This window comes from Streptomyces sp. NPDC045955 (assembly GCF_056430805.1).
In genome coordinates, this window is record NZ_JBWKKY010000014.1 from 140,151 (window position 1) to 158,223 (window position 18,073).

Sequence of the window (18,073 nt, forward strand, 5' to 3'; positions counted from 1 at the left end):
ATGCCCCCAGGCCGGAGGGGGTTGGGAAGTGTGAAGGAAGCGGACGAGGTGTGGACGGAACCGACTCGGGGGTTCCCTCTGCCACGATGGTCGGCGCCGTACCCGGCGAGGGGAGCCACCGCGCAGCGCAGCCGGTGCTTCTCGTTTCCCTCGTCCCCCTCCTCCTGAGTCCTCCGACTCGTCTTGCGAGTACCGCACTGTGTCTTCGTCGCCCTCCCCCGCCCTGCCCGTCTCGCGCTCGCCCTGGCGGTCGCTGCGGTACCGCAGCATGCGCTGGTGGTCCGCCGCGAACTTCGTGTCGAACGCCGGTACGTGGATGCAGCTCACGGTGCAGAACCTGCTGGTCCTGCAGATCACCGGGTCCGCCGCCGCGACGGGGCTGTCCATGTCCGTGCAGGCAGCCCCCGCCCTGCTGATGAGCGTCCTCGGCGGCGCGGCCGTCGACCGGTGGCCCCGCAAGCTGACGGCGGCCGTGAGCCAGGCGCTGCTCGGCGCGATCGCCTTCACGACGGCCGTGCTCGTGGCCCTGGACCGGCTCGACATGACCTCCCTGATGGTGCTGGCCGCCCTCACGGGTGTCGTGGCGACCGTCGACAACCCGGCGTGTGCGCTGCTGGGCAACGATCTCGTCCCGGCGGAGGACGTGCCCTCGGCCATCGGGGTCGGGGCGCTGGTGCACCAGTCGGGACGGCTGGTGGGAGCGGCGTTGGCCGGTGTGGCCGTGGGATTCCTCGGTACGTCCGCGGCGTACTTCGCGAACGGCGTGTCGTTCCTGTTCGTGGCCTCGGTCATTCCGTTCCTGCGGCCGGCTCCCGGAGCGGTACGGGAGGTCGCCGCGGGCCCGAAGCGCACCGGCTCGGACATGTCCGTGCGCGAGGGGCTGGCGTTCTTCGCGCGCCGGCCGCGTCTGATGGCGCTCGCCGGGGTGACCGGGATCAGCGCGGTGTTCGGCCGCAACTACGGGCTCACCCTGGCGGTGCTCGTCACCGGGCCGCTCGCGGGTGGTGCCGGTTCGTTCGGCACCGTCTCGACCGTGCTCGCCGTCGGCGGCATCCTCGGCGCGCTCCTCGGCGCCCGGCTGCGCCGGCCGTCCGTGCGGCTCGTGGGGGCGCTGGCGGCGGCCGGGGCGCTGCTCCAGGTGGTGGCGGGGCTGTCGCCGTCGCTCGCGGTGCTGATCGTGCTCGTGCTGCCGATGGCCGTGGTGGAGTCCGTCTCGGACACCGCCGGCACGGCCGTCCTCCAGACCGACCCGCCCGCCCACCTGCGGGGCCGTGTGCTGGGCGTGTGGGGCAGCATCGGCACGGTGTGGAGCCTGGGCGGCCCGCCCGCGCTCGGCCTCCTCATGGAGCTGGCCGGCGCCCGTGGCGCCCTCGTCACAGGCGGACTGCTCATCGCCGGCTCGATCGGCGCGGGCTACCTGCTGCGGCAGCGCCGCGCCACCACGCCGGTGGTGATCCGGACGGAGGAGGGCGACGTCCACGGGCAGCCGGCGCTCAGCACGGCGGCCTGACCGGGGCCCTCAGGAGCCCGACGGCCGCAGGGCCGTCGTCGCCGCCTTCGCCGCCCGGCGGGTCAGCAGGGTCGTGGAGCGGCCGTCGAGGTACGGCAGGACCACGGCCTGGCCGCCCCAGGTGCGCAGCGTCTCGGCCTCGGGAAGGTCCTGGACGCAGTAGTCGCCGCCCTTGACCCAGACGTCCGGCCGCAGCCGGGCCAGTACCGCCTCGGGGGTGTCCTCCTCGAAGACCACGACGGCGTCGACGCTGCCGAGCGCGGCGAGGACGCGGGCGCGGTCCGCCGCCGGGTTGAGCGGGCGGCCCGGGCCCTTGCGGCGGGTGACGGACGCGTCGGAGTTCAGGCACACGATGAGGCAGTCGCCGATGCGCCGGGCGCTCTCCAGCAGTCCGACGTGGCCGGCGTGCACCAGGTCGAAGCAGCCGCCGGTGGCGACCACGGTGCCGCCACGGGCCCGGACGCTCTCGGCGAGGGCGAACGCGTCGGTCGCGGCCTCGTCCGCGGGTCCGGGCGGCGGCTCGGTCCGCCACAGGTCGGGGTTGCCCGCGCCGCCGGCCGCGACGAACGCGGCGGCCTCGGCGACGGCCCGTTGCAGCGCCTCCTCGGGGAGCAGGCCGTCGGCGAGGGCCGCCGCCGTCGTCGCGGCGAAGCAGTCGCCCGCGCCGCACGGGTCGCCGGCGGCCCGGTAGGGCACGGGCACGAGCATCGGCGTACCGGAGCCGGGCCGGGCCAGCAGCACCCCGCGGTCGCCGAGGGTGACGGCGACTCCGGCGGCGCGCCAGCGCTCCGCGAGCCGCGTCCCGCGCTCGGCGTACGCGCCCAGTGACGTCCCTCCGGAGCCGGGGTACAGGGCTCGTGCCTCCGCCGCGTTGGGGGTGACGAGCCGGGCTCCGGGCACGGGCGGGTCGCCCTGGGGGTGCGGGTCCCACACCAGGGGTGTGCGCCGGGCGATGTCCTCCAGGTACGGCCGCAGGGCGCCGGCGGTGTGGCGGCCGTAGTCGGCGACCAGGATCGCGCGGGCGTTCGCCAGGGCCTCCCGGACCGCGCCGTCGGGTGCGCCGGGGGTGCCGCCGCCCCGGTCGATGCGGACGACGGGCCGGCCGCCCGCGAGGACGCGGGTCTTGACCGGCAGGGTGCCGTTGAGCGGGAGCTCCAGCAGCCGGACCCGGCCACGCAGGTCACGCCGTACGGCCTCGCTGGCGTCGTCGTCGCCGAGCGCGGTGACCAGGACCACGTCCCGGCCACCGCGGGCGGCGAGGGCGGCGGCCAGTCCGGCTCCTCCGGGGTGCCGCCGGTCGCCGGTGACGTCGACGACGGGGGCGGGGGCGTCCGGGGAGAGCCGGGTGGAGACACCTTCGATGTCCTCGTCGAGGAGGACGTCCCCGACGACCGCGAGTGGTTCCGGTCCGGTCATGACGTGCTCCCGTGGGTGAGGACCGTGCGCCGTGCGAGCGGTGTGGACACGGCCGTGTCGAAGCACTCGCAGAGCAGGTGGACGGCGACGAGGTGGATCTCCTGGACGTTCGCGGTGCTGCCGGCGTCGACGCACAGGGCTTCGTGGGCGGCTTCCGCGAGGGGGTTCGGGCCGCGCCCGGTGAGCGCCCACACGCGCAGTCCGGCCTGCCGGGCTGTCACGGCCGCGGCGATGAGGTTGGCGCTGCGGCCCGAGGTGGACAGCAGCATCAGGATGTCGCCCGGGCGGCCGTGTGCGGTGACCTGGCGGGCGTAGACGTGGTCGAAGCCGTAGTCGTTGCCGATGGCCGTCATGCTGGAGGTTTCGGCGTGCAGGGCGAGCGCTGAGTAGGCGCGGCGTTCCTGACGGTAACGGCCGACCAGTTCGGCGGTGAGGTGCTGGGCCTGGGCGGCGCTGCCGCCGTTGCCCGCGACGAGCAGCCGGCCGCCGCCGGTGAGGACGTCGGCGAGGTGGCCGCCCCAGTCGGCGATCCGTTCGAGGCCGTGCCGGCGGAACCGGGCGAGTGCCTCTTCCAGTGACCGGCAGTGCAGGCGGGCGGCATCGAGCGCGGGGTGTGCAGGGTGTTCGCTCATGCTGTTCGGGCGTGCCGCCGCCCGGTGGACGGCGGCGGACCCGCACCTCCTTCGGTCTTCGGGCGTCGGCTGCGGCCGGCGGGTCGGGGACGGATCGGTTCAGCCGGCGTCCGTCGCGGCGGGCTCGGCGTCGAGGACCTCGCAGTAGGCGGCCTCGGTGGCCGCGGCGACCTGCCCCCAGCCGTAGCGGCTCAGCACCCGGCGGCGGCCGTTCGCTCCGCACGCCTCGCGGGCCGCCGGGTCGGCGAGCAGGCCGGCGACGGCGCGGGCCAGGGCCTCCGGGTCGCGGGGCGGCACCAGGCGTCCGGTGCCCGGGTCGGCGACGGTGTCGAGCTGCCCGCCGACCGCGCTGGCGACGACGGGCACGCCGCACGCCATGGCCTCCAGCGGGACGATGCCGAAAGGCTCGTAGTCGGCGGGACACACCACGACGTCGGCGGAGCGCAGCAGCGGCGGCACCTCCTCGCTGGGCACGGCGCCGGTGAAGCGGACCCGGTCGGCGACGCCGGCGTCCCGGGCGATGCCGCGCAGCCGGCGCACCTCCGGGTCGTCGTCGAGCCGGTCCGCGGGCGGCCCACCGACGACGACGAGCTCCGTGCCGGGCAGCCGGGCCAGGGCGGCGACCGCCACCGCGGCGCCTTTGCGCGGTACCAGCCGGCCCAGCTGGAGCAGCCGGTGCGGGTACGGTCCGCGCGGCGCGGCCGGGCCCTTGGGGGTGAACCGGTCGGGGTCGACGCCGCACGGCACGATGCCGATCTTGTGCGGGGGTATGCCCATGCGGGTCAGTTCGGCGGCCTCGTCCCGGCAGGTGGCGACGACGCGGTCGCAACCCAGCCCGATCTCGATCTCGCCGGGGATCCGCTCGGGTGGGCTGGTGTCGGCGAGGCGCTGGTGCCGTCGCTTCACGGTGCCCAGGGCGTGGTAGGTGTGCAGCAGGGGCAGCCCGTGGGCACGGGCCGCGTGCAGCGCGGCCAGGCCCGACATCCAGTAGTGCGAGTGCACGAGGTCGGGGGCCCTGGTGCGCCAGCAGCGTGCCAGGTAGCGGCCGAACTCGCCCATGTGTGGCAGGAGTTCGTCCTTCGGGAGCGGCTCGGCCGGTCCGGCGGGGACGTGGTGCACCTCGACGCCGTCGCGCAGCTCCACCCGGCTGGGCAGGTCGGGCGCGTCACGGCGGGTGTAGACGGTGACGCGGTGGCCCCGGTCGGCGAGCGCCCCGGCGAGGCAGGCGACGTGGACGTTCTGGCCGCCGGCGTCGACCCCGCCGAGCGCGGCGAGCGGACTGGCGTGCTCCGAGACGAGCGCGATCGCGAGGCTGCCCGGGTCGAGGGGGTCGCCGCCGAGCGGCCCGGTGGGGAAGGAGCTGAGGGACGGGGTCATGGGCACACCTCCGTGATCAGGCGCTCCCAGTCGGCCAGGAAGCGCTTGAGCCCGTAGCGTTCGAGGGCCGCCTGCCGGGCCCGGGCTCCGGCCGCGGCCGCGGCCTCGGGTTCGTGGAGGTAGCGGCGGGCGGCGCGGGCCAGGACGTCGGGGCGGGTGGAGAGGGTGCCCGCGCCGGGCGGCACGGCCTCGACGGCCTCGGTGGTGGCGAGGGCCAGGACGGGCAGGCCGAGGTGCATCGCCTCCAGCAGGGACAGGCCGAGGGAGGTCCAGCGCACCGGGTGCAAGTACATGCGGCGTTCGGCCAGCGCCGTGTGCAGTTCGCTCTGCGGCAGGTCGGCGGTGCGGCACCGGTCGGGTGGCAGACCGAGGTGGCCGGCCAGGCCCTCGGTGCCCATGCCGAACACGTCGAGGGGCACGGCCTCGGCCAGGGCGGGCAGCAGGTCCGTGCCGGTGTGCCGGGCGCGTCGCACGGGTTCGTTGACGACGACGGCGCCGCGGGCGAGCCGGCCGGTGTAGCGGTGGCCGGGGTCGACGATGCCGTGTTCGACGACCTCGGTGCGGGTGGTGCCGCAGTCCCAGAACAGCCGGTTGAAGTGCGTGACGTGCACGATCGTCAGGTCGTCGCGGTCGGCGCACGGATGCCGGGTGTCCGGTACGGCGCCGTCGGGCGCGTTGTGCTCCAGGTACAGCGCGGGCACGTCCCGGCCGGGGCGGCGTCCGCCGAGCCACCGCTCGGCCAGTTCGAGTTCGTGCGGGCGTTGCAGGACGACCATGTCGACGGGCGTGTCTCGAAGTTCCTCAGGGGTGGCCTCGCGGACCGAGGCGGGCCAGGAGAAGGTGCGGGCCCGTCCGAGGCCGTCCGGGTCGCGGCCCGGGGTGACGGGGACGACGTAGGTGTGCGGGCCCTGGACGAACGCGGTCGTCCAGGAGCCGTGCACGTGCCACAGCAGGATGTTCATACGGCCGCTCCTCGCTCCGTCTGTTCTCCCTGGTCCGCCGGGTCGTCCGTGAGGGCCGCCACGGCGGCGAGCACCTCGGCGTCGCCGATGCCGTCCAGACAGGGGTGTCCCGGCACGGGGCAGTGCCGGGCCCGGGTGTCCGCGCACGCGGCGTGCCGGTCGCCGAGCAGGACGTGCGGAACGCCGTAGGGGGCCCATCGTTCGGCCGGCACGACCGGTGCGAAGAGGCTGACGACGGGTGTGCCGACGGCGGCGGCGAGATGGGCGGGGCCGGTGTTCCCGGCCACCACGGCCCGCGCCCCGGCGAGGACTCCGGCCAGGTGCGGCAGGTCGGTGGCGCCGCCGAGGTCCAGGGCGTGCCGTCCGGCGACGCGTGCGGTCAGCTGCCGCTCGGCGCGGCCTCCGGTGACGACGACCCGGTATCCCTCGGCGGACAGGGCGGCGACGGCCCGTGCCGCCCGGCCGGGGGTCCAGGCCCGGGCGGGGACGGCGGCGCCGGGATGGACGACGACGTACGGCCCGGGCCCGGTGAGGTGAGTGGTCGGGGGCGGCGGTGTGACGCGCAGCCGGCCGTCGTCGCCGGGCGGCAGGGCGTAGCCGGCGGCGCGGGCCAGGTCGAGGGCGGCCAGGGCCTCATGGCGGTGCGGCGGTCTGCGGTGCCGCAGGTCGAGCAGTGTGCCCGGGTAGTCCTCGCTGTCGGCGGCGGTCCAGCCGATCCCGGCGAGCCTCAGCAGCAGGGCGATCGGCAGGGGGCTCTGGTGGTACGACACGAGGACGAGCGCCCGGTCGAAGCGGGCCGCCGTGAGCGTCTCCATCAACCGGCGGGTGGCCGTCCGCGTGACGGGCGGGGGCTCCAGCCCGACCCAGGGGGCGTCGTAGGTCAGCACGTCGTCCGCCCCGGGCAGCATCCGCCCCGCCGCGGCGCCCTGCGGCCCGCACAGCAGCGCGGTGTACGAGGATCCGGCCGCGACGGCCCGCACGGCGGGCCCGGCCAGGAGGACGTCTCCGGCGCTGTCGAGGCGGACGACGAGGCTCCGGGGCAGGCGGCTGCGGGGGCGGAAGGGGGTCATCGCGGCTCCCCCGTCGGCAGGGCGGGGTGACCGCGCGGTACCGCCGCCGGCGTGGCCCGGTGGCGGCGCGGTTCGCCGGCCGGCCCGGCCGGGCCGCTCCGCCACTCCCCCGTCGCCCTACCGGGATCCGGTCGGGGCGTCCGCGCCTGCGCGGCGACCGGGGCCGGGGCGAGGGCGAGACGGACCGCGGCGAGCAGGTCGGCTGCCGTGGTGTCGGCCGCCGTGGTCTCCTCGGGGCGGGTGGCGGGCGTGGGGACCAGGATGCCGCGGGCCCCGGCGGCGCGGGCGGCCTCCACGTCGGCCCCGATGTCGCCGATGACGACGGCGCGTCCGGGCGGGACGGCAAGCAGGTGGCACGCGGCCAGGATCAGTCCGGGGGCGGGCTTACGGCAGCCGCAGCCCTCCCCCGGCCCGTGCGGGCACACGGCCCAGACGGCGAACGGCCCGAGCAGCCGCTCCACCCGCAGGCGCACGTCCTCGACCTGGCGAGGGGTAATCAGCCCACGGGCCACGCCCGACTGGTTGGTCACGACGCCGACGGGAATCCCGGCGGCGCGCACGGCGTCGACGGCCTCCCGCGCGCCGGGCATGAGCGCGACCCGCGCCGGGGTCCCATTGTAGGGGATGTCGGCGACGAGCGTGCCGTCGCGGTCGAAGAGGACAGCAGCGGGGAGCGGGCCGCCCGGCTCGTGCCGGGGCTGCCGTACGCCGGTGGGCCCGTCCGCTCCGGAGAGCAGCCATGGGCCGGTGGGGCGGGTCATGACCGCAGCCGTTCCCTGACCACCGGGCGGGGCGCGGGCGCCGGTTCACCGGTCCCGAGCGGGGTGAGCGGCCGGGCCGTGCGGTGCGCGAGTCGCCCGCGCAGCCAGTGCCAGGTCGCGGCCGGCGGGATGAGCGCGCTGGTCATGGCCATGGTGAGCACCTCGTCGCGGGTGCGCGGCCCGGGCAGGATCCGGGCCAGGGCGAACTCGGCCGTGCCGGCCAGCCAGGCGGCGCCGCAGGCCCCGGCCAGTCGGTGCCGGCCGAGCAGGGCGCAGCCGAGCGTCGTCACCCCCGCCCCGGTCAGGGCGAGGTGCAGGGGCAGCCGGCCGCGCGGCGCCCCCGCCCGGCGCCACCAGTGGCGGCCGTGCAGCCGGGTCATCAGCACGTCGTCGGCGTTTCCGGCCTGGAGACGGACGGAGGTCCAGCACCCGGCCGGCCGCACGGGGTGGGTGGTGGTACGCCGGCCCGTGGTGAGGGTCCAGCCGGCGTCGAGGACGCGCAGGGCGAGGTCGGCGTCCTCCCGGAAGGCACGCCGGAAGCGCTCGTCGAATCCGCCGACGGCGGTGAGCGCGGCCCGGCGGTACGCCATGTCCGCGGTGATCCAGCGGGCGCCGGCGAGTCCGGCCGTGTTGCGTTCCCAGTCGGTGGGGCGGCGGTCCGCGGGCAGCGGCACCTCGATCCGGGCGGTGATCCCGGCGGTCCGCTCCGTCGCCGCGGCCAGGTCGAGCGTCAGGTCGTCGCCCCAGGTGGGGCCGGGGACGACGTCGTCGTCGAGGAAGACGATCCAGGGCACGTCACCGGCCGCCCGCCAGCCGAGGTTGCGGGCGGCGGCGGGGCCGCGCGCCCCGCCGGGTACGACGATGGTGCGCGAGCGCAGGGACGGCGGGACGTCGGCGGTGAGGGGCGGGCGGGCCTGGCCGGACCGGTCGTCGACGAGGACCACGCGGACCGGCCCCGGTCCGCTCGCCTCGGCCAGGGCGTGCAGGCACACGCGCAGACCGGGCCTGCCGAGGGTCGGGACGACGACGGCGTACTCGGCGTCCCGGGTGCGGGCGTCGGGCTGGGTCATCGCGGGCCTCCGGTGTCCTCGGCACGGAACAGGTCGCCGCGGCGGACGGCGTACGGGCCGATGGCCAGCAGGTCGACGGGCGAGGAGCCGAAGCACTCCAGGGCGTCGCGCGGGTCGTCGACCATGGGCCGGCCGGCGGTGTTGAGACTGGTGTTGACGACGACGGGCAGCCCGGTGAGGTGCTCGAACTCGCCCAGCATCCGGGCCACCAGCGGCTCGTGGGCCGGGTCGACGGTCTGGATGCGGGCGGTGCCGTCGACGTGCACGACGGCGGGGATGCGGTCCCGCCACTCCTTCGCGACGTCGTGCACGAACAGCATGTAGGGGCTGGGCAGCGGCCCGTCGAAGATCTCGGCGGCGCGGTCGGCGAGGACCATCGGGGCGACGGGCCGGAACTGCTCGCGGCCCTTGACGTCGTTGAGGCGTTCGAGGTTGCCCGCGTGCCCGGGGTGGGCGAGCAGGGAGCGGTGGCCGAGCGCCCGGGGGCCGTATTCGGAGCGGCCCTGGAACCAGGCGACGATCGCGTTGTCCGCGAGGGCGCGGGCGACGGTGGCGGCGATGTCCGGGGGCCGTTCGAAGGGGACGGCGGCCGTCTTCAGCCAGGCTCCGAGTTCCGCGTCGGACCAGTCCCGGCCGAGGTCTGCGCCGGTCATGGGCTCCGGTTCGTCGCCCTCGCCGGCGGACAGCAGCAGGGCGCCGCCCAGGGCGGTACCGGCGTCTCCGGCGGCGGGCTGCACCCACACCCGGGAGAAGGGGCCCTCGCGTGCGATACGGGAGTTGGCGACGCAGTTGAGGGCGACGCCGCCGGCGAGGGTGAGCACCCGGTCGTGGGTACGGCCGTGCAACCAGCGCACGAGGTCGAGCAGGGTCTCCTCCAGCACGGCCTGGGCGCTGGCGGCGACGTCGGCGTGGTCCCGCGTCCACGGCTCGTCGGCCTTGCGCGGCGCGCACAGCTCCCGCCACGGCACGCCGGTGGCATGGAAGCCGCCGTCGCCGGTCGGGTACACGTGGCGGCGCAGTTCGGTGAGCATGCGCGGGGTGCCGTGGGAGGCGAGGGCCATCACCTTGAACTCGTCGGAGGAGCGCAGGAAGCCGAGGTGTTCGGTGAGTTCCTCGTAGACGAGGCCGAGCGAGTGCGGCAGGTCCTGGGCGTGCAGCGCCTCCAGCCGGTCGCCGACGCGGCGTGCGGCCAGGTGGGAGGCGCGTTCGCCGCGGCCGTCCAGGACCAGGACGGAGGAGTCGCCGGCGTCCGGTGCCGCGAAGGCGCTGGAGGCGGCGTGGGCCATGTGGTGGGGCACGAAGCGGACGATGCCGGGGGCGAGGCCGGGCAGGGCCGTCCGCAGGAATCCGGGCGCCTCGCGGGCGTAGATCAGCCGCAGGTGGTCCCACGGGTCGTCCAGGCCCATGTCCTCGGCGGGCCGGGCGAGCGCCGGGTCGAAGGAGTAGGTGACCGCGTCGAGGTCCTGCGGGCGCAGCCCGGCCCGCTTCAGGCACCAGGCGGCGGCCTTCTCGGGCAGCTCCCAGGCGGAGAACGGCAGGGGGCGCTTCCCGTGCTTGCGCCGGGAGAACCGCTCCTCCTCCGCGGCGGCGACGGTCCGCCCGTCGATGACCAGGGCGGCGGCGGGGTCGTGGAAGAGGGCGTTGATTCCGAGGATGCGCATGGGGGTGGCGGCCTTTCGGCGGGTGGGATGGGTCCGTCGTGGCACGGGGCCCGAGGCGGCCCGGGTCAGGCGTCCGTTCCGTCCTCGCGGAACCAGGCGATGGTGCGCCGCAGCCCTTCCTCGGCGCGCACCTGCGGCTCCCAGCCGAGCTTGTCGCGGGCCAGCGTGATGTCCGGGCAGCGCACGGCCGGGTCGTCCACCGGGCGTTCGATGAAGCGGATCTCCGACGGGGAGCCGGCGAGTTCGACGACCAGCCGGGCCAGGTCGAGCATGGTGATCTCGGTCGGGTTGCCGATGTTGACGGGGCCGCGCATGCCGTGGGCGGCCGCCGCGAGGATGCCGCGCACGGTGTCGTCGACGTAGCACAGGGACCGGGTCTGGCGCCCGTCGCCGGTCACGGTGAGGGGCTCGCCGGCCAGGGCCTGCCGTACGAAGGTCGGCACCGCGCGTCCGTCGTGGCCGCGCATCCGGGGGCCGTAGGTGTTGAACAGCCGCACGATGCAGGTGTCGGTGCCGTGGGTGTCGGCGTGGGCGGTGGTCAGCGCCTCGCCGAAGCGTTTGGCCTCGTCGTAGACGCTGCGCGGGCCGACCGGGTTGACGTTGCCCCAGTAGCGCTCGTCCTGGGGGTTCTGCTGCGGGTCGCCGTAGACCTCGGAGGTGGACGCGAGGACGAAACGGGCGCGGGAGGACCGTGCGAGTTCCAGGGCGTTGCGGGTGCCGAGGCTGCCCGTCTCCATGGTGTGCAACGGCAGGCGCAGGTAGTCGGCGGGGGACGCCGGGGAGGCGAAGTGCAGGACCAGGTCGGGCGCCCGCTTGATGCGCAGGCCCTCGGCGACGTCGGCCTGGACGAGCGTGAAGCCGGGCCGTTCGAGCAGCGGGGATATGTTCTCGGGCCGGCCGGTGCAGAAGTCGTCCACGCAGGTGACGGCCGCGCCCGCGTCCAGCAGGGCGGCGCACAGGTGGGAGCCGACGAATCCGGCGCCGCCCGTGACGACGGCGTGTTCCCAGCTGCGTGAGTGGGCGGTGGTCATCTCGGTCTCTCCTCCGTCAGCGGCGTCACGGCCCGGCACGACGGTGTACGCCTCGCGCCGCCGAAGGTGGCCGGAGGCCGTCGAGCCCACGCTCAGCGTCCGCCGCCGGTGCGACCACGGCACGGCCGCGTACGGCAAACCGGTGAGTCACGGAGGGTGAGGGGCGCGGTTACCGGCTGTTCGGGCAGGCCGGTGCAGGGCTGGAGAGCTCGGACGCAACCAGCACGTCGCGGTTCGGAGGCGGGAGCGCCCCCAGGACGGCGGACACGGCCGGCGCGGGCCGGCGAGCCAACGCACCGCAGACCCGGCGAGGGAGGTCGCTCGCCCGGGCCGGCCGACACGGCCACCGGGAGCGGCGAGGCGACGTCGCCGCAGACCGGCAGGCAGGCACCGCCCCAGGACGGTGAGGCAGGCGGGAGCCGGCGGTGTCAGGCGATCAGCGTGCGGCCCGGGTGCAGGCGGGCCAGGAGTTGGGCGTGGTGGAGGTCGGCCACGGGGGCGAGCAGGTCGGGGTGGCGCAGCAGGGCGGCGGCGCGCTGGTCGTTGTCCTCGGGTGCGACGAGGCGGCGGAACTCGGCCGGTGTGCCGGTGCTGTGGCTGCCGTCGGCGAGCGCGGCCACCGCCAGGGCGGCCAGCTCCGGGTCGGTGAGCAGACTGGCCGCCCAACTCGCCACGACCTCGTCCACCCAGGTGCGCCAGGCGTGCGCGTCCACGTCGTCGCCCAGGGACGCGTCGGCGCCGGTGAGCCAGTCCAGCCGCCCGGAGCCGCCGGGGCCTGCCACACCGACCAGGGCGGCGTCCATCTCCGTCGGGTACCTGAGCCATGCCGCGACCGTGACGGCTTGGCGCGCCTGCATCTCGCACAGCGCGGAGGCGAGCGCGCCGCCGGAGGCGGGGAAGGCGCGGGTCAGCCACTGGGCGGTCGCCGCTATGACAGGAGAGAGGTCTGCTTGCACTGCCAGGCCGTCCGAAAGGGGTGGGGAAGCGAGGGATCTGCCCGTAGACGGTAGCCGCCGTCCCGCGCACCCGGACGTGATCGGGGCCTCGTCCAGGTCGTGGCCTCGGCCACATCGCAGCGGAGCTCGTGAGCAGGGACGTCGGTCCCGTTTCGCCGGGAGGGGGCCGGGCACCCGCTCCGCATCACCTTCCGCAAGCCGGAAAGTCCGGAGAACCCCAGCTCCGGCCGTCTTTGGGCGGGGTCGGGGCCGGGCCGGAGCAGGACAGGAGCACTGCCATGACGGAACAGCGAACGGATCCGCCGGGCGCCCGGCGTGCTCCGGCCACCGACATGTCGCTGCTGGGCGTCTACCTCAACGACCATCTCGCCGGCGCCACCGCCGGGACGGCGCGGATACGCCATCTGGTGCGCTCGTGCCGGGGTACGGCGCTCGCCGACGCCCTGGCCCCGGTCGCCGCCGAGATCGCCGAGGACCGGGCGAGCCTGCTCCACATCATGCGGCGGCTCGACGTCCCGGTGCGGCGCTACAAGGTCTACGCGGGCCGGGCGGCGGAGCAGGTGGGCCGGCTGAAGAGCAACGGCAGTCTGGTGCGGCGGTCCCCGCTGAGCACGCTGTGGGAGCTGGAGGCGCTGGGCCTGGGCGTGGAGGGCAAGACGTCCGGCTGGCAGACGCTCCGGGACCTGGCCGCCACGGACGCACGCCTGGACCCGCGGCACCTCGACGACCTCGTCGAACGGGCCCGGCGGCAGCGCGCCACGCTGGAGGAACTGCGCCGCCGTCAGGTGCAGGTCGCCTTCCGCGAGACCTGACGCGCAGGTTCCGCCGCCGGTCCCGGCTTACCAGAACCTGCTGCTGAGAGCCGGCTGATGCGACAGTTCCACGGCGTCCCGCAGCCGCAGCGCGACGCTGATGGTGGCGCGCAGCGCGGAGGGGCGCACGGTCTGGGCGGTCTCGGTGGCCAGGACCAGCAGGCAGGCCGCCGCCTGCTCGACGACCGGCACGGGGAGGATGAAGTCGTGGTCGGCGGCCTCGCGGAACGCCTTCAGGGGGACCGCGGCCCCGTCGATGGACCGGTGCGCGGCCTGCTCCAGATGCTGTGCGGCCTGTTCGCACACGGGGGCGGGCAGGGCGATGGTGCGCTGGAACGGTGAGCTCGTCATACCCCGACTGGTCCCCCGGCGGAGGCCGGTTCTGTCGGCGGGCGGTGCGATTTCACCGTCCCGCGTGACCGCGGCGTGGCGAATGTCCCGGCATCGAAACGGCCGCCGAGCGGGGCCCAACGGCGGTCGGGGACGAAGGTCTGCACCTGCGCTCGGCTTCCCGGGCGAGCGAGCCGCCGCGGCTCGGGGTCTGGAACGGCGCGGGTCCGACAAGGCGGATTTCACCGCGTACGTCGACTTGGACGCGACATGGCCGATCCAGTTGCCGGACGTCGCTTCCGGGTTGGAAGGCTGAGTGCCGTTTCACCCGGGGCGCGGTCGTACGCTGGGTGTTCGATCAAGCTCGGAGCCGAGGGAGGAGCGCGTATGACCGCCGCTGCGGATGTCGTGGCCCGGCTCACTGGGCGGGCGGTCACCGGGGAACGGCCGCTGTCCGGGGCCCTCGCCGAGGTCACGCTCGACGACGGGCGGGTGGTGATCGCCAAGCGCGCCGACGATCCTGGGGCGGCGCGGGCGGAGGCGGCTGGGCTGCGCTGGCTGGCCGGGGCCGGCGCGGTGCGGATACCGGCCGTGCACGGCCACGACGGGAACTGGCTGGTCGTGGACCGGGTCACGCGGGGGCGGCCGAGCCGGGAGGCGGCGGTCCGCTTCGGCCGTGACCTGGCCGCCCTGCACGCGGCCGGGGCGCCCGCGTTCGGCGCGCCGCCCCCGGGCGGGCCGGCGGACGCCTGCATCGGACTCGCCCCGATGCGCAACGAGCCCGGCACTCACTGGCCGGGCTGGTACGCCGAGCACCGCGTACTGCCGTATCTGCGGCGCGCGGTCGACCAGGGCACCGTCCGCCCCGGCGAGGCGACCGACGTGGAGCGTCTGTGCGAGCGGCTGCCGGAGCTGGCCGGACCCGCCGAGCCGCCCGCTCGGCTGCACGGCGACCTGTGGAACGGCAACGTGCTGTGGGCGGCCGACGAACACGTCCGGCTGATCGACCCGGCCGCGCACGGCGGACACCGCGAGACCGATCTGGCGATGCTGCGGCTCTTCGGCTGCCCGCACCTGGATCAGGTGCTGGACGGCTACCAGCAGGAGGCGCCGCTCGCCGAGGGCTGGGCGGACCGCGTCGGCGTGCACCAGCTGTTCCCGCTGCTGGTGCACGCCGTCCTGTTCGGCCGGAGCTACGCGGAACAGGCCCTCGCGGTGGCCCGTAGCGCCCTGGCGGGCTGACCGGTCAGCGCGTGACGACGTGCCGTTCGTCCGGCACGCAGTGGGTCATGGTGAGGCCCTCGACGTCGCGCGGCGGGTTCTTGCCCAGATTGGCCAGGCGTTCGCGGTCCTCGTCCGTGAGGTCCTGGCTCGCCAGCGGCTCCAGACCGGCGACGTCCTCGGGGCCGATGCCCAGCCCCTCGCCGACCCGCAGGCCGAGGTCGTTCTCGACCAGCAGGAAGTGCCAGACCATGCGCTCCTGGACCGGCCGGTCGCACTGGGACAGCAGGTCGGTGAAGTTCTTCACCAGGTCGTCCCGCTCCCAGTCCTCCAGGAGCAGGTAGCGCTGGCCTGCCTGCATGTAGTCGTTGGTGCGGGGGATGCGCTTGCGGGTGAGCCGCCCCTCGACCACGGGCCCCTGCTCGTCGTGGGTCGGGTAGCGGGCCTCGCGCAGGCCGCCCGTGATCGACGGCTCGTAGTTGACCTGCGGGTTCTCTCCGCCGCCGTCCACGTGGTACGCCATCTGGCCGTCACGCTGGTTGGTGCGCACATCCGCGTTCTTGGCCTGGTTGACGGGGAGCTGGAGGTAGTTCGGGCCGACCCGGTAGCGCTGGGTGTCGCTGTAGGAGAAGGTCCGGCCGACGAGCATCTTGTCGTCGGAGAAGTCCAGGCCGTCGACGAGGACGCCGGTGCCGAACGAGATCTGCTCGTTCTCGGCGAAGAAGTCCCGCGGCATCCGGTCGAGCACCATCCGGCCGACCGGCTTCGGCGGGAAGTCCTGCTCGGGCCAGGTCTTGGTGTCGTCCAGCGGGTCGAAGTCGAGCTCGGGGTGGTCGTGGTCGTCCATCATCTGGACGAGCAGTTCCCACTCCGGGTGGTCGCCGCGGGCCACCGACTCGTACAGGTCCTTGGTGGCGTGGCCGAGGGAGTCGGCCTGGACGTTGGCCGCGTCCTCCTCGGTCATGCTGCGCACGCCCTGCTTGGGCATCCAGTGGTACTTGACCAGCTTGGTGTCACCGTCGGCGTTGACCCACTTGTAGGTGTTGACGCCGAAGCCCTGCATGTGGCGGTAGTCCGCGGGGATGCCGCGCGGGCTGAACAGGTTGACCAGCATGTGCATGGCCTCGGGCGTCTGCGACATGAAGTCGAAGATGCGGCGGGGCTGCTGCTCGAAAGTCACCGGGTCCGGCTTGAGGGCGTGGATGACGTCCGGGAACTTGATGGCGTCACGGATGAAGAAGACGCCGAGATTGTTGCCGACCAGGTCCCAGTTGCCGTCCTCCGTGTAGAACTTCACCGCGAAACCACGCGGGTCGCGGGCGGCCTCGGAGGAGTCGCGTCCGCCGATGACGGTGGAGAAGCGGACGGCCACGTCCGTGCGTTTGCCGCGTTCCTGGAAGAGTTTGGCCCGGGTGTAGCGGTTGATCGGTTCGTCGCCCCAGGTGCCATAGGCCTCGAAGTGGCCGTAGGCGGTGACGCCGCGGGCGTGCACGACGCGCTCGGGGATGCGTTCCCGGTCGAAGTGGCTGATCTTCTCCAGGAACTGGTAGTTCTCCAGCGTGGCGGGCCCGCGGGCGCCGATGGTGCGCTGGTTCTGGTTGTCGTAGACCGGATGGCCCTGGCGGTTGGTGAGGACCTCGCGGTCGTCGCCCGGAGCGGGACCGGTACCGGATACGTCCGTCATATGCGTGGGCTCCTTCGGCTCATGGCCGGCGGCCGACCGGGGCGGCGCCGCGAGCGGCCGCCCGGCCGGTCATGGCGGAACGCCCGGGTACCCGGAGGGGCGGGCTCAGTCACCTGCCGCGGGAAGCGCTGGCCGGCCCCACAGGTTCCAGCGCCCTCCCCCCTGGCATGGTGGACGGTGAGGACGTGACCCGGGGCGCGGTCAGGGGCCGGCCACGTGTGCCGTCCCGCGCACCACGGACCAGGCCTCCGCGAGCAGGGCGGGGTGGTTCTCGCCGTACGTGACGACGGCCGCGAACACCGCGTCGAGAGCCGCCCGGAGGGGGTCGGGTCCGGCGGCGTCGGTCACCGCGGGCAGGGCCATGTGCGGCTGCGACATCCGCAGAGACGGGTCCGGAGGGCCGAAGGTGACCGCCATGATGTACGGGCCGGAGCCGGAGCCCTGCGGTGTCGCCCCGTCGCACGGGCCGGAGCCGGAGCCCTGCCGTATCGCCGAGGCGTACGGGCCGGAGCCGGAGGCCTGCGTTTTCGCCACGGCTGCCGCCGGGCCCACCACGGCCTGTGTGGCCTCCAGGGGTTGCGGCACGGGGGTGCCGGGGGACGCGGGCGGCCGGAAGGGAGGCCGCTCGGGCGGGACGGCCCGGCCGACGGTCCGGTCCGGGACAAGCGGGTCGGTGGCCAGGGTCTGCCACATGCGGGCGTCGTCGTCGAACGGCGGCGGCAGCGGACGGCCTTCGGCCAGGGCCGCGAGCGCGTCGGCGACCCAGTCGAGGGCGGTGAGACCGGCCGCTTCACACGCCCGGCGGGCCGCGAACAGAGCCACCTCACGCTGGGTCGCGGGGCCGGACGCGTCGATGGCGTGGACCAGGGCGGGGTCGAACTCGAGCAGGCCGCGGACGTTGCCGCCGACGTCACGCAGGGCCTGGCTCGGCGGCTGTCCGCCCCATTGCCATCGCTCGAAGGCGAGCCGGCGTTCCCGTTCCGCCGTCTCCTGCGCGAGGCGGGCCTGGCGCTCGGCTTCGGCGCGTTCGGCGGGCGTGGGAGGCGGCGGCAGTTCGCGGGCGTAGCGGTGCCAGTAGGCGGCGACCCGCGAGGTCTGTTTCAGGACGCGGTCCGGCTCGGGCGGCGCGGGCCAGAACTGCAGGAGGTAGCAGTCGAGTCGGGCCTCGCCGTCCATCCGGGTGTCCCGCTCGCTCGCCTGGTCCATGCCCTGGGCGCAGTACCGCACCCGGTAGTCGGTCTCCTCCAGAGCGAGCTCCCAGGAGTCTCCCCCTCCCCATTCCACCAGCGCACAGTCCGCCGACACCGGACGAAAGGACACCTCCACCACGTCCTCCCAGGCCGGATCCAGCGGCGGCGCCTGCTCGTGCACCTCGACCGTGAAGCCCACCGAGCCGGTGTGCAGTCCGGTGTTCAGCCACAGGGCGCCCGGTGTCGCCGCCCCGCACAGTCCCGCGCTCTGCCCGGCGAACGCCTCCTCGAGGCCCGGCCCGTAGCTGTCCGGGTCGGTCTCGACGTAGATCTGGCCGTAGTGCACATGAACCTCTCCCTCGACCGGCCTGCGCACGATCAGCTCCTTCT

16 protein-coding genes are annotated in these 18,073 nt (G+C 75.1%); 3 read left to right on the forward strand and 13 right to left on the reverse strand.

Annotation, left to right across the window (positions count from 1 at the left end; all coding sequences use genetic code 11):
• Positions 1-223 precede the first annotated feature (223 nt).
• Positions 224-1,510 carry an MFS transporter gene (locus AC07F0_RS27555; protein WP_478982834.1) on the forward strand — a complete coding sequence of 429 codons (1,287 nt, stop codon included), beginning with the start codon at positions 224-226 and terminating at the stop codon, positions 1,508-1,510.
• A gap of 9 nt (positions 1,511-1,519) precedes the next feature.
• Here the strand turns inward: AC07F0_RS27555 and rfaE2 are convergent, their stop codons facing one another.
• The 10 genes from rfaE2 to AC07F0_RS27605 all read right to left on the reverse strand — a co-directional run bounded on the left by rfaE2 (position 1,520) and on the right by AC07F0_RS27605 (position 12,446).
• Complete coding sequence (gene rfaE2 / locus AC07F0_RS27560) at positions 1,520-2,926, reverse strand: D-glycero-beta-D-manno-heptose 1-phosphate adenylyltransferase (RefSeq protein WP_478982769.1); 1,407 nt, start codon at positions 2,924-2,926, stop codon at positions 1,520-1,522.
• Entirely contained in the window at positions 2,923-3,558 is a 636-nt protein-coding gene (locus AC07F0_RS27565) for a D-sedoheptulose-7-phosphate isomerase (RefSeq protein WP_478982771.1), read from the reverse strand. Before AC07F0_RS27565 ends, rfaE2 begins: the two co-directional genes overlap by 4 nt.
• 99 nt (positions 3,559-3,657) lie before the next feature.
• Positions 3,658-4,935, reverse strand: coding sequence for a glycosyltransferase (locus AC07F0_RS27570; RefSeq protein ID WP_478982773.1), 1,278 nt, complete (start codon positions 4,933-4,935; stop codon positions 3,658-3,660).
• Positions 4,932-5,897 carry a glycosyltransferase gene (locus AC07F0_RS27575; RefSeq protein ID WP_478982775.1) on the reverse strand — a complete coding sequence of 322 codons (966 nt, stop codon included), beginning with the start codon at positions 5,895-5,897 and terminating at the stop codon, positions 4,932-4,934. Before AC07F0_RS27575 ends, AC07F0_RS27570 begins: the two co-directional genes overlap by 4 nt.
• Positions 5,894-6,967 (reverse strand): glycosyltransferase family 9 protein, encoded by a 1,074-nt coding sequence (locus AC07F0_RS27580; RefSeq protein WP_478982777.1) that lies wholly within the window; start codon positions 6,965-6,967, stop codon positions 5,894-5,896. The genes AC07F0_RS27575 and AC07F0_RS27580 overlap by 4 nt, the downstream gene beginning before the upstream one ends.
• Positions 6,964-7,728, reverse strand: coding sequence for a D-glycero-alpha-D-manno-heptose-1,7-bisphosphate 7-phosphatase (locus AC07F0_RS27585; RefSeq protein WP_478982779.1), 765 nt, complete (start codon positions 7,726-7,728; stop codon positions 6,964-6,966). Before AC07F0_RS27585 ends, AC07F0_RS27580 begins: the two co-directional genes overlap by 4 nt.
• Positions 7,725-8,798, reverse strand: a complete 1,074-nt coding sequence (locus AC07F0_RS27590) for a glycosyltransferase family 2 protein (protein ID WP_478982780.1) — start codon at positions 8,796-8,798, stop codon at positions 7,725-7,727. The genes AC07F0_RS27585 and AC07F0_RS27590 overlap by 4 nt, the downstream gene beginning before the upstream one ends.
• The gene (locus AC07F0_RS27595) at positions 8,795-10,459 is read right to left on the reverse strand and encodes a carbamoyltransferase family protein (protein WP_478982781.1); all 1,665 of its coding nucleotides are present in this window, start codon (positions 10,457-10,459) and stop codon (positions 8,795-8,797) included. Before AC07F0_RS27595 ends, AC07F0_RS27590 begins: the two co-directional genes overlap by 4 nt.
• 65 nt (positions 10,460-10,524) lie before the next feature.
• A complete protein-coding gene (locus AC07F0_RS27600) occupies positions 10,525-11,490 on the reverse strand; it encodes an NAD-dependent epimerase/dehydratase family protein (protein WP_478982782.1) in 966 nt (321 codons plus the stop codon).
• 428 nt (positions 11,491-11,918) lie between these two features.
• Complete coding sequence (locus tag AC07F0_RS27605; RefSeq protein WP_478982783.1) at positions 11,919-12,446, reverse strand: hypothetical protein; 528 nt, start codon at positions 12,444-12,446, stop codon at positions 11,919-11,921.
• 278 nt (positions 12,447-12,724) lie between these two features.
• On the opposite strand from AC07F0_RS27605, the gene AC07F0_RS27610 reads away from it, so the two are divergent.
• Complete coding sequence (locus AC07F0_RS27610) at positions 12,725-13,258, forward strand: hypothetical protein (RefSeq protein WP_478982784.1); 534 nt, start codon at positions 12,725-12,727, stop codon at positions 13,256-13,258.
• A gap of 27 nt (positions 13,259-13,285) precedes the next feature.
• Here the strand turns inward: AC07F0_RS27610 and AC07F0_RS27615 are convergent, their stop codons facing one another.
• On the reverse strand, positions 13,286-13,609 hold the full coding sequence (locus AC07F0_RS27615) for a hypothetical protein (protein WP_478982785.1): 324 nt from the start codon (positions 13,607-13,609) through the stop codon (positions 13,286-13,288).
• Positions 13,610-13,975: 366 nt separating this feature from the next.
• Here AC07F0_RS27615 and AC07F0_RS27620 point away from each other — a divergent pair, with 366 nt between their 5' ends.
• Positions 13,976-14,830, forward strand: a complete 855-nt coding sequence (locus tag AC07F0_RS27620; RefSeq protein WP_478982786.1) for a fructosamine kinase family protein — start codon at positions 13,976-13,978, stop codon at positions 14,828-14,830.
• Between the two features lie 4 nt (positions 14,831-14,834).
• Here the strand turns inward: AC07F0_RS27620 and AC07F0_RS27625 are convergent, their stop codons facing one another.
• Positions 14,835-16,493, reverse strand: a complete 1,659-nt coding sequence (locus AC07F0_RS27625; RefSeq protein ID WP_478982787.1) for a catalase — start codon at positions 16,491-16,493, stop codon at positions 14,835-14,837.
• Positions 16,494-16,694: 201 nt separating this feature from the next.
• On the reverse strand, positions 16,695-18,059 hold the full coding sequence (locus tag AC07F0_RS27630) for a hypothetical protein (protein WP_478982788.1): 1,365 nt from the start codon (positions 18,057-18,059) through the stop codon (positions 16,695-16,697).
• Positions 18,060-18,073: the final 14 nt, after the last annotated feature.

Coding starts and splice junctions, on each gene's coding strand:
- AC07F0_RS27625 (WP_478982787.1), bottom strand. CDS start 16,493: ATGACGGACGTATCCGGTACCGGTCCCGCTCCGGGCGACGACCGCGAG.
- AC07F0_RS27575 (WP_478982775.1), bottom strand. CDS start 5,897: ATGAACATCCTGCTGTGGCACGTGCACGGCTCCTGGACGACCGCGTTC.
- AC07F0_RS27590 (WP_478982780.1), bottom strand. CDS start 8,798: ATGACCCAGCCCGACGCCCGCACCCGGGACGCCGAGTACGCCGTCGTC.
- AC07F0_RS27565 (WP_478982771.1), bottom strand. CDS start 3,558: ATGAGCGAACACCCTGCACACCCCGCGCTCGATGCCGCCCGCCTGCAC.
- rfaE2 (WP_478982769.1), bottom strand. CDS start 2,926: ATGACCGGACCGGAACCACTCGCGGTCGTCGGGGACGTCCTCCTCGAC.
- AC07F0_RS27595 (WP_478982781.1), bottom strand. CDS start 10,459: ATGCGCATCCTCGGAATCAACGCCCTCTTCCACGACCCCGCCGCCGCC.
- AC07F0_RS27570 (WP_478982773.1), bottom strand. CDS start 4,935: ATGACCCCGTCCCTCAGCTCCTTCCCCACCGGGCCGCTCGGCGGCGAC.
- AC07F0_RS27610 (WP_478982784.1), top strand. CDS start 12,725: ATGACGGAACAGCGAACGGATCCGCCGGGCGCCCGGCGTGCTCCGGCC.
- AC07F0_RS27615 (WP_478982785.1), bottom strand. CDS start 13,609: ATGACGAGCTCACCGTTCCAGCGCACCATCGCCCTGCCCGCCCCCGTG.
- AC07F0_RS27620 (WP_478982786.1), top strand. CDS start 13,976: ATGACCGCCGCTGCGGATGTCGTGGCCCGGCTCACTGGGCGGGCGGTC.
- AC07F0_RS27585 (WP_478982779.1), bottom strand. CDS start 7,728: ATGACCCGCCCCACCGGCCCATGGCTGCTCTCCGGAGCGGACGGGCCC.
- AC07F0_RS27580 (WP_478982777.1), bottom strand. CDS start 6,967: ATGACCCCCTTCCGCCCCCGCAGCCGCCTGCCCCGGAGCCTCGTCGTC.
- AC07F0_RS27600 (WP_478982782.1), bottom strand. CDS start 11,490: ATGACCACCGCCCACTCACGCAGCTGGGAACACGCCGTCGTCACGGGC.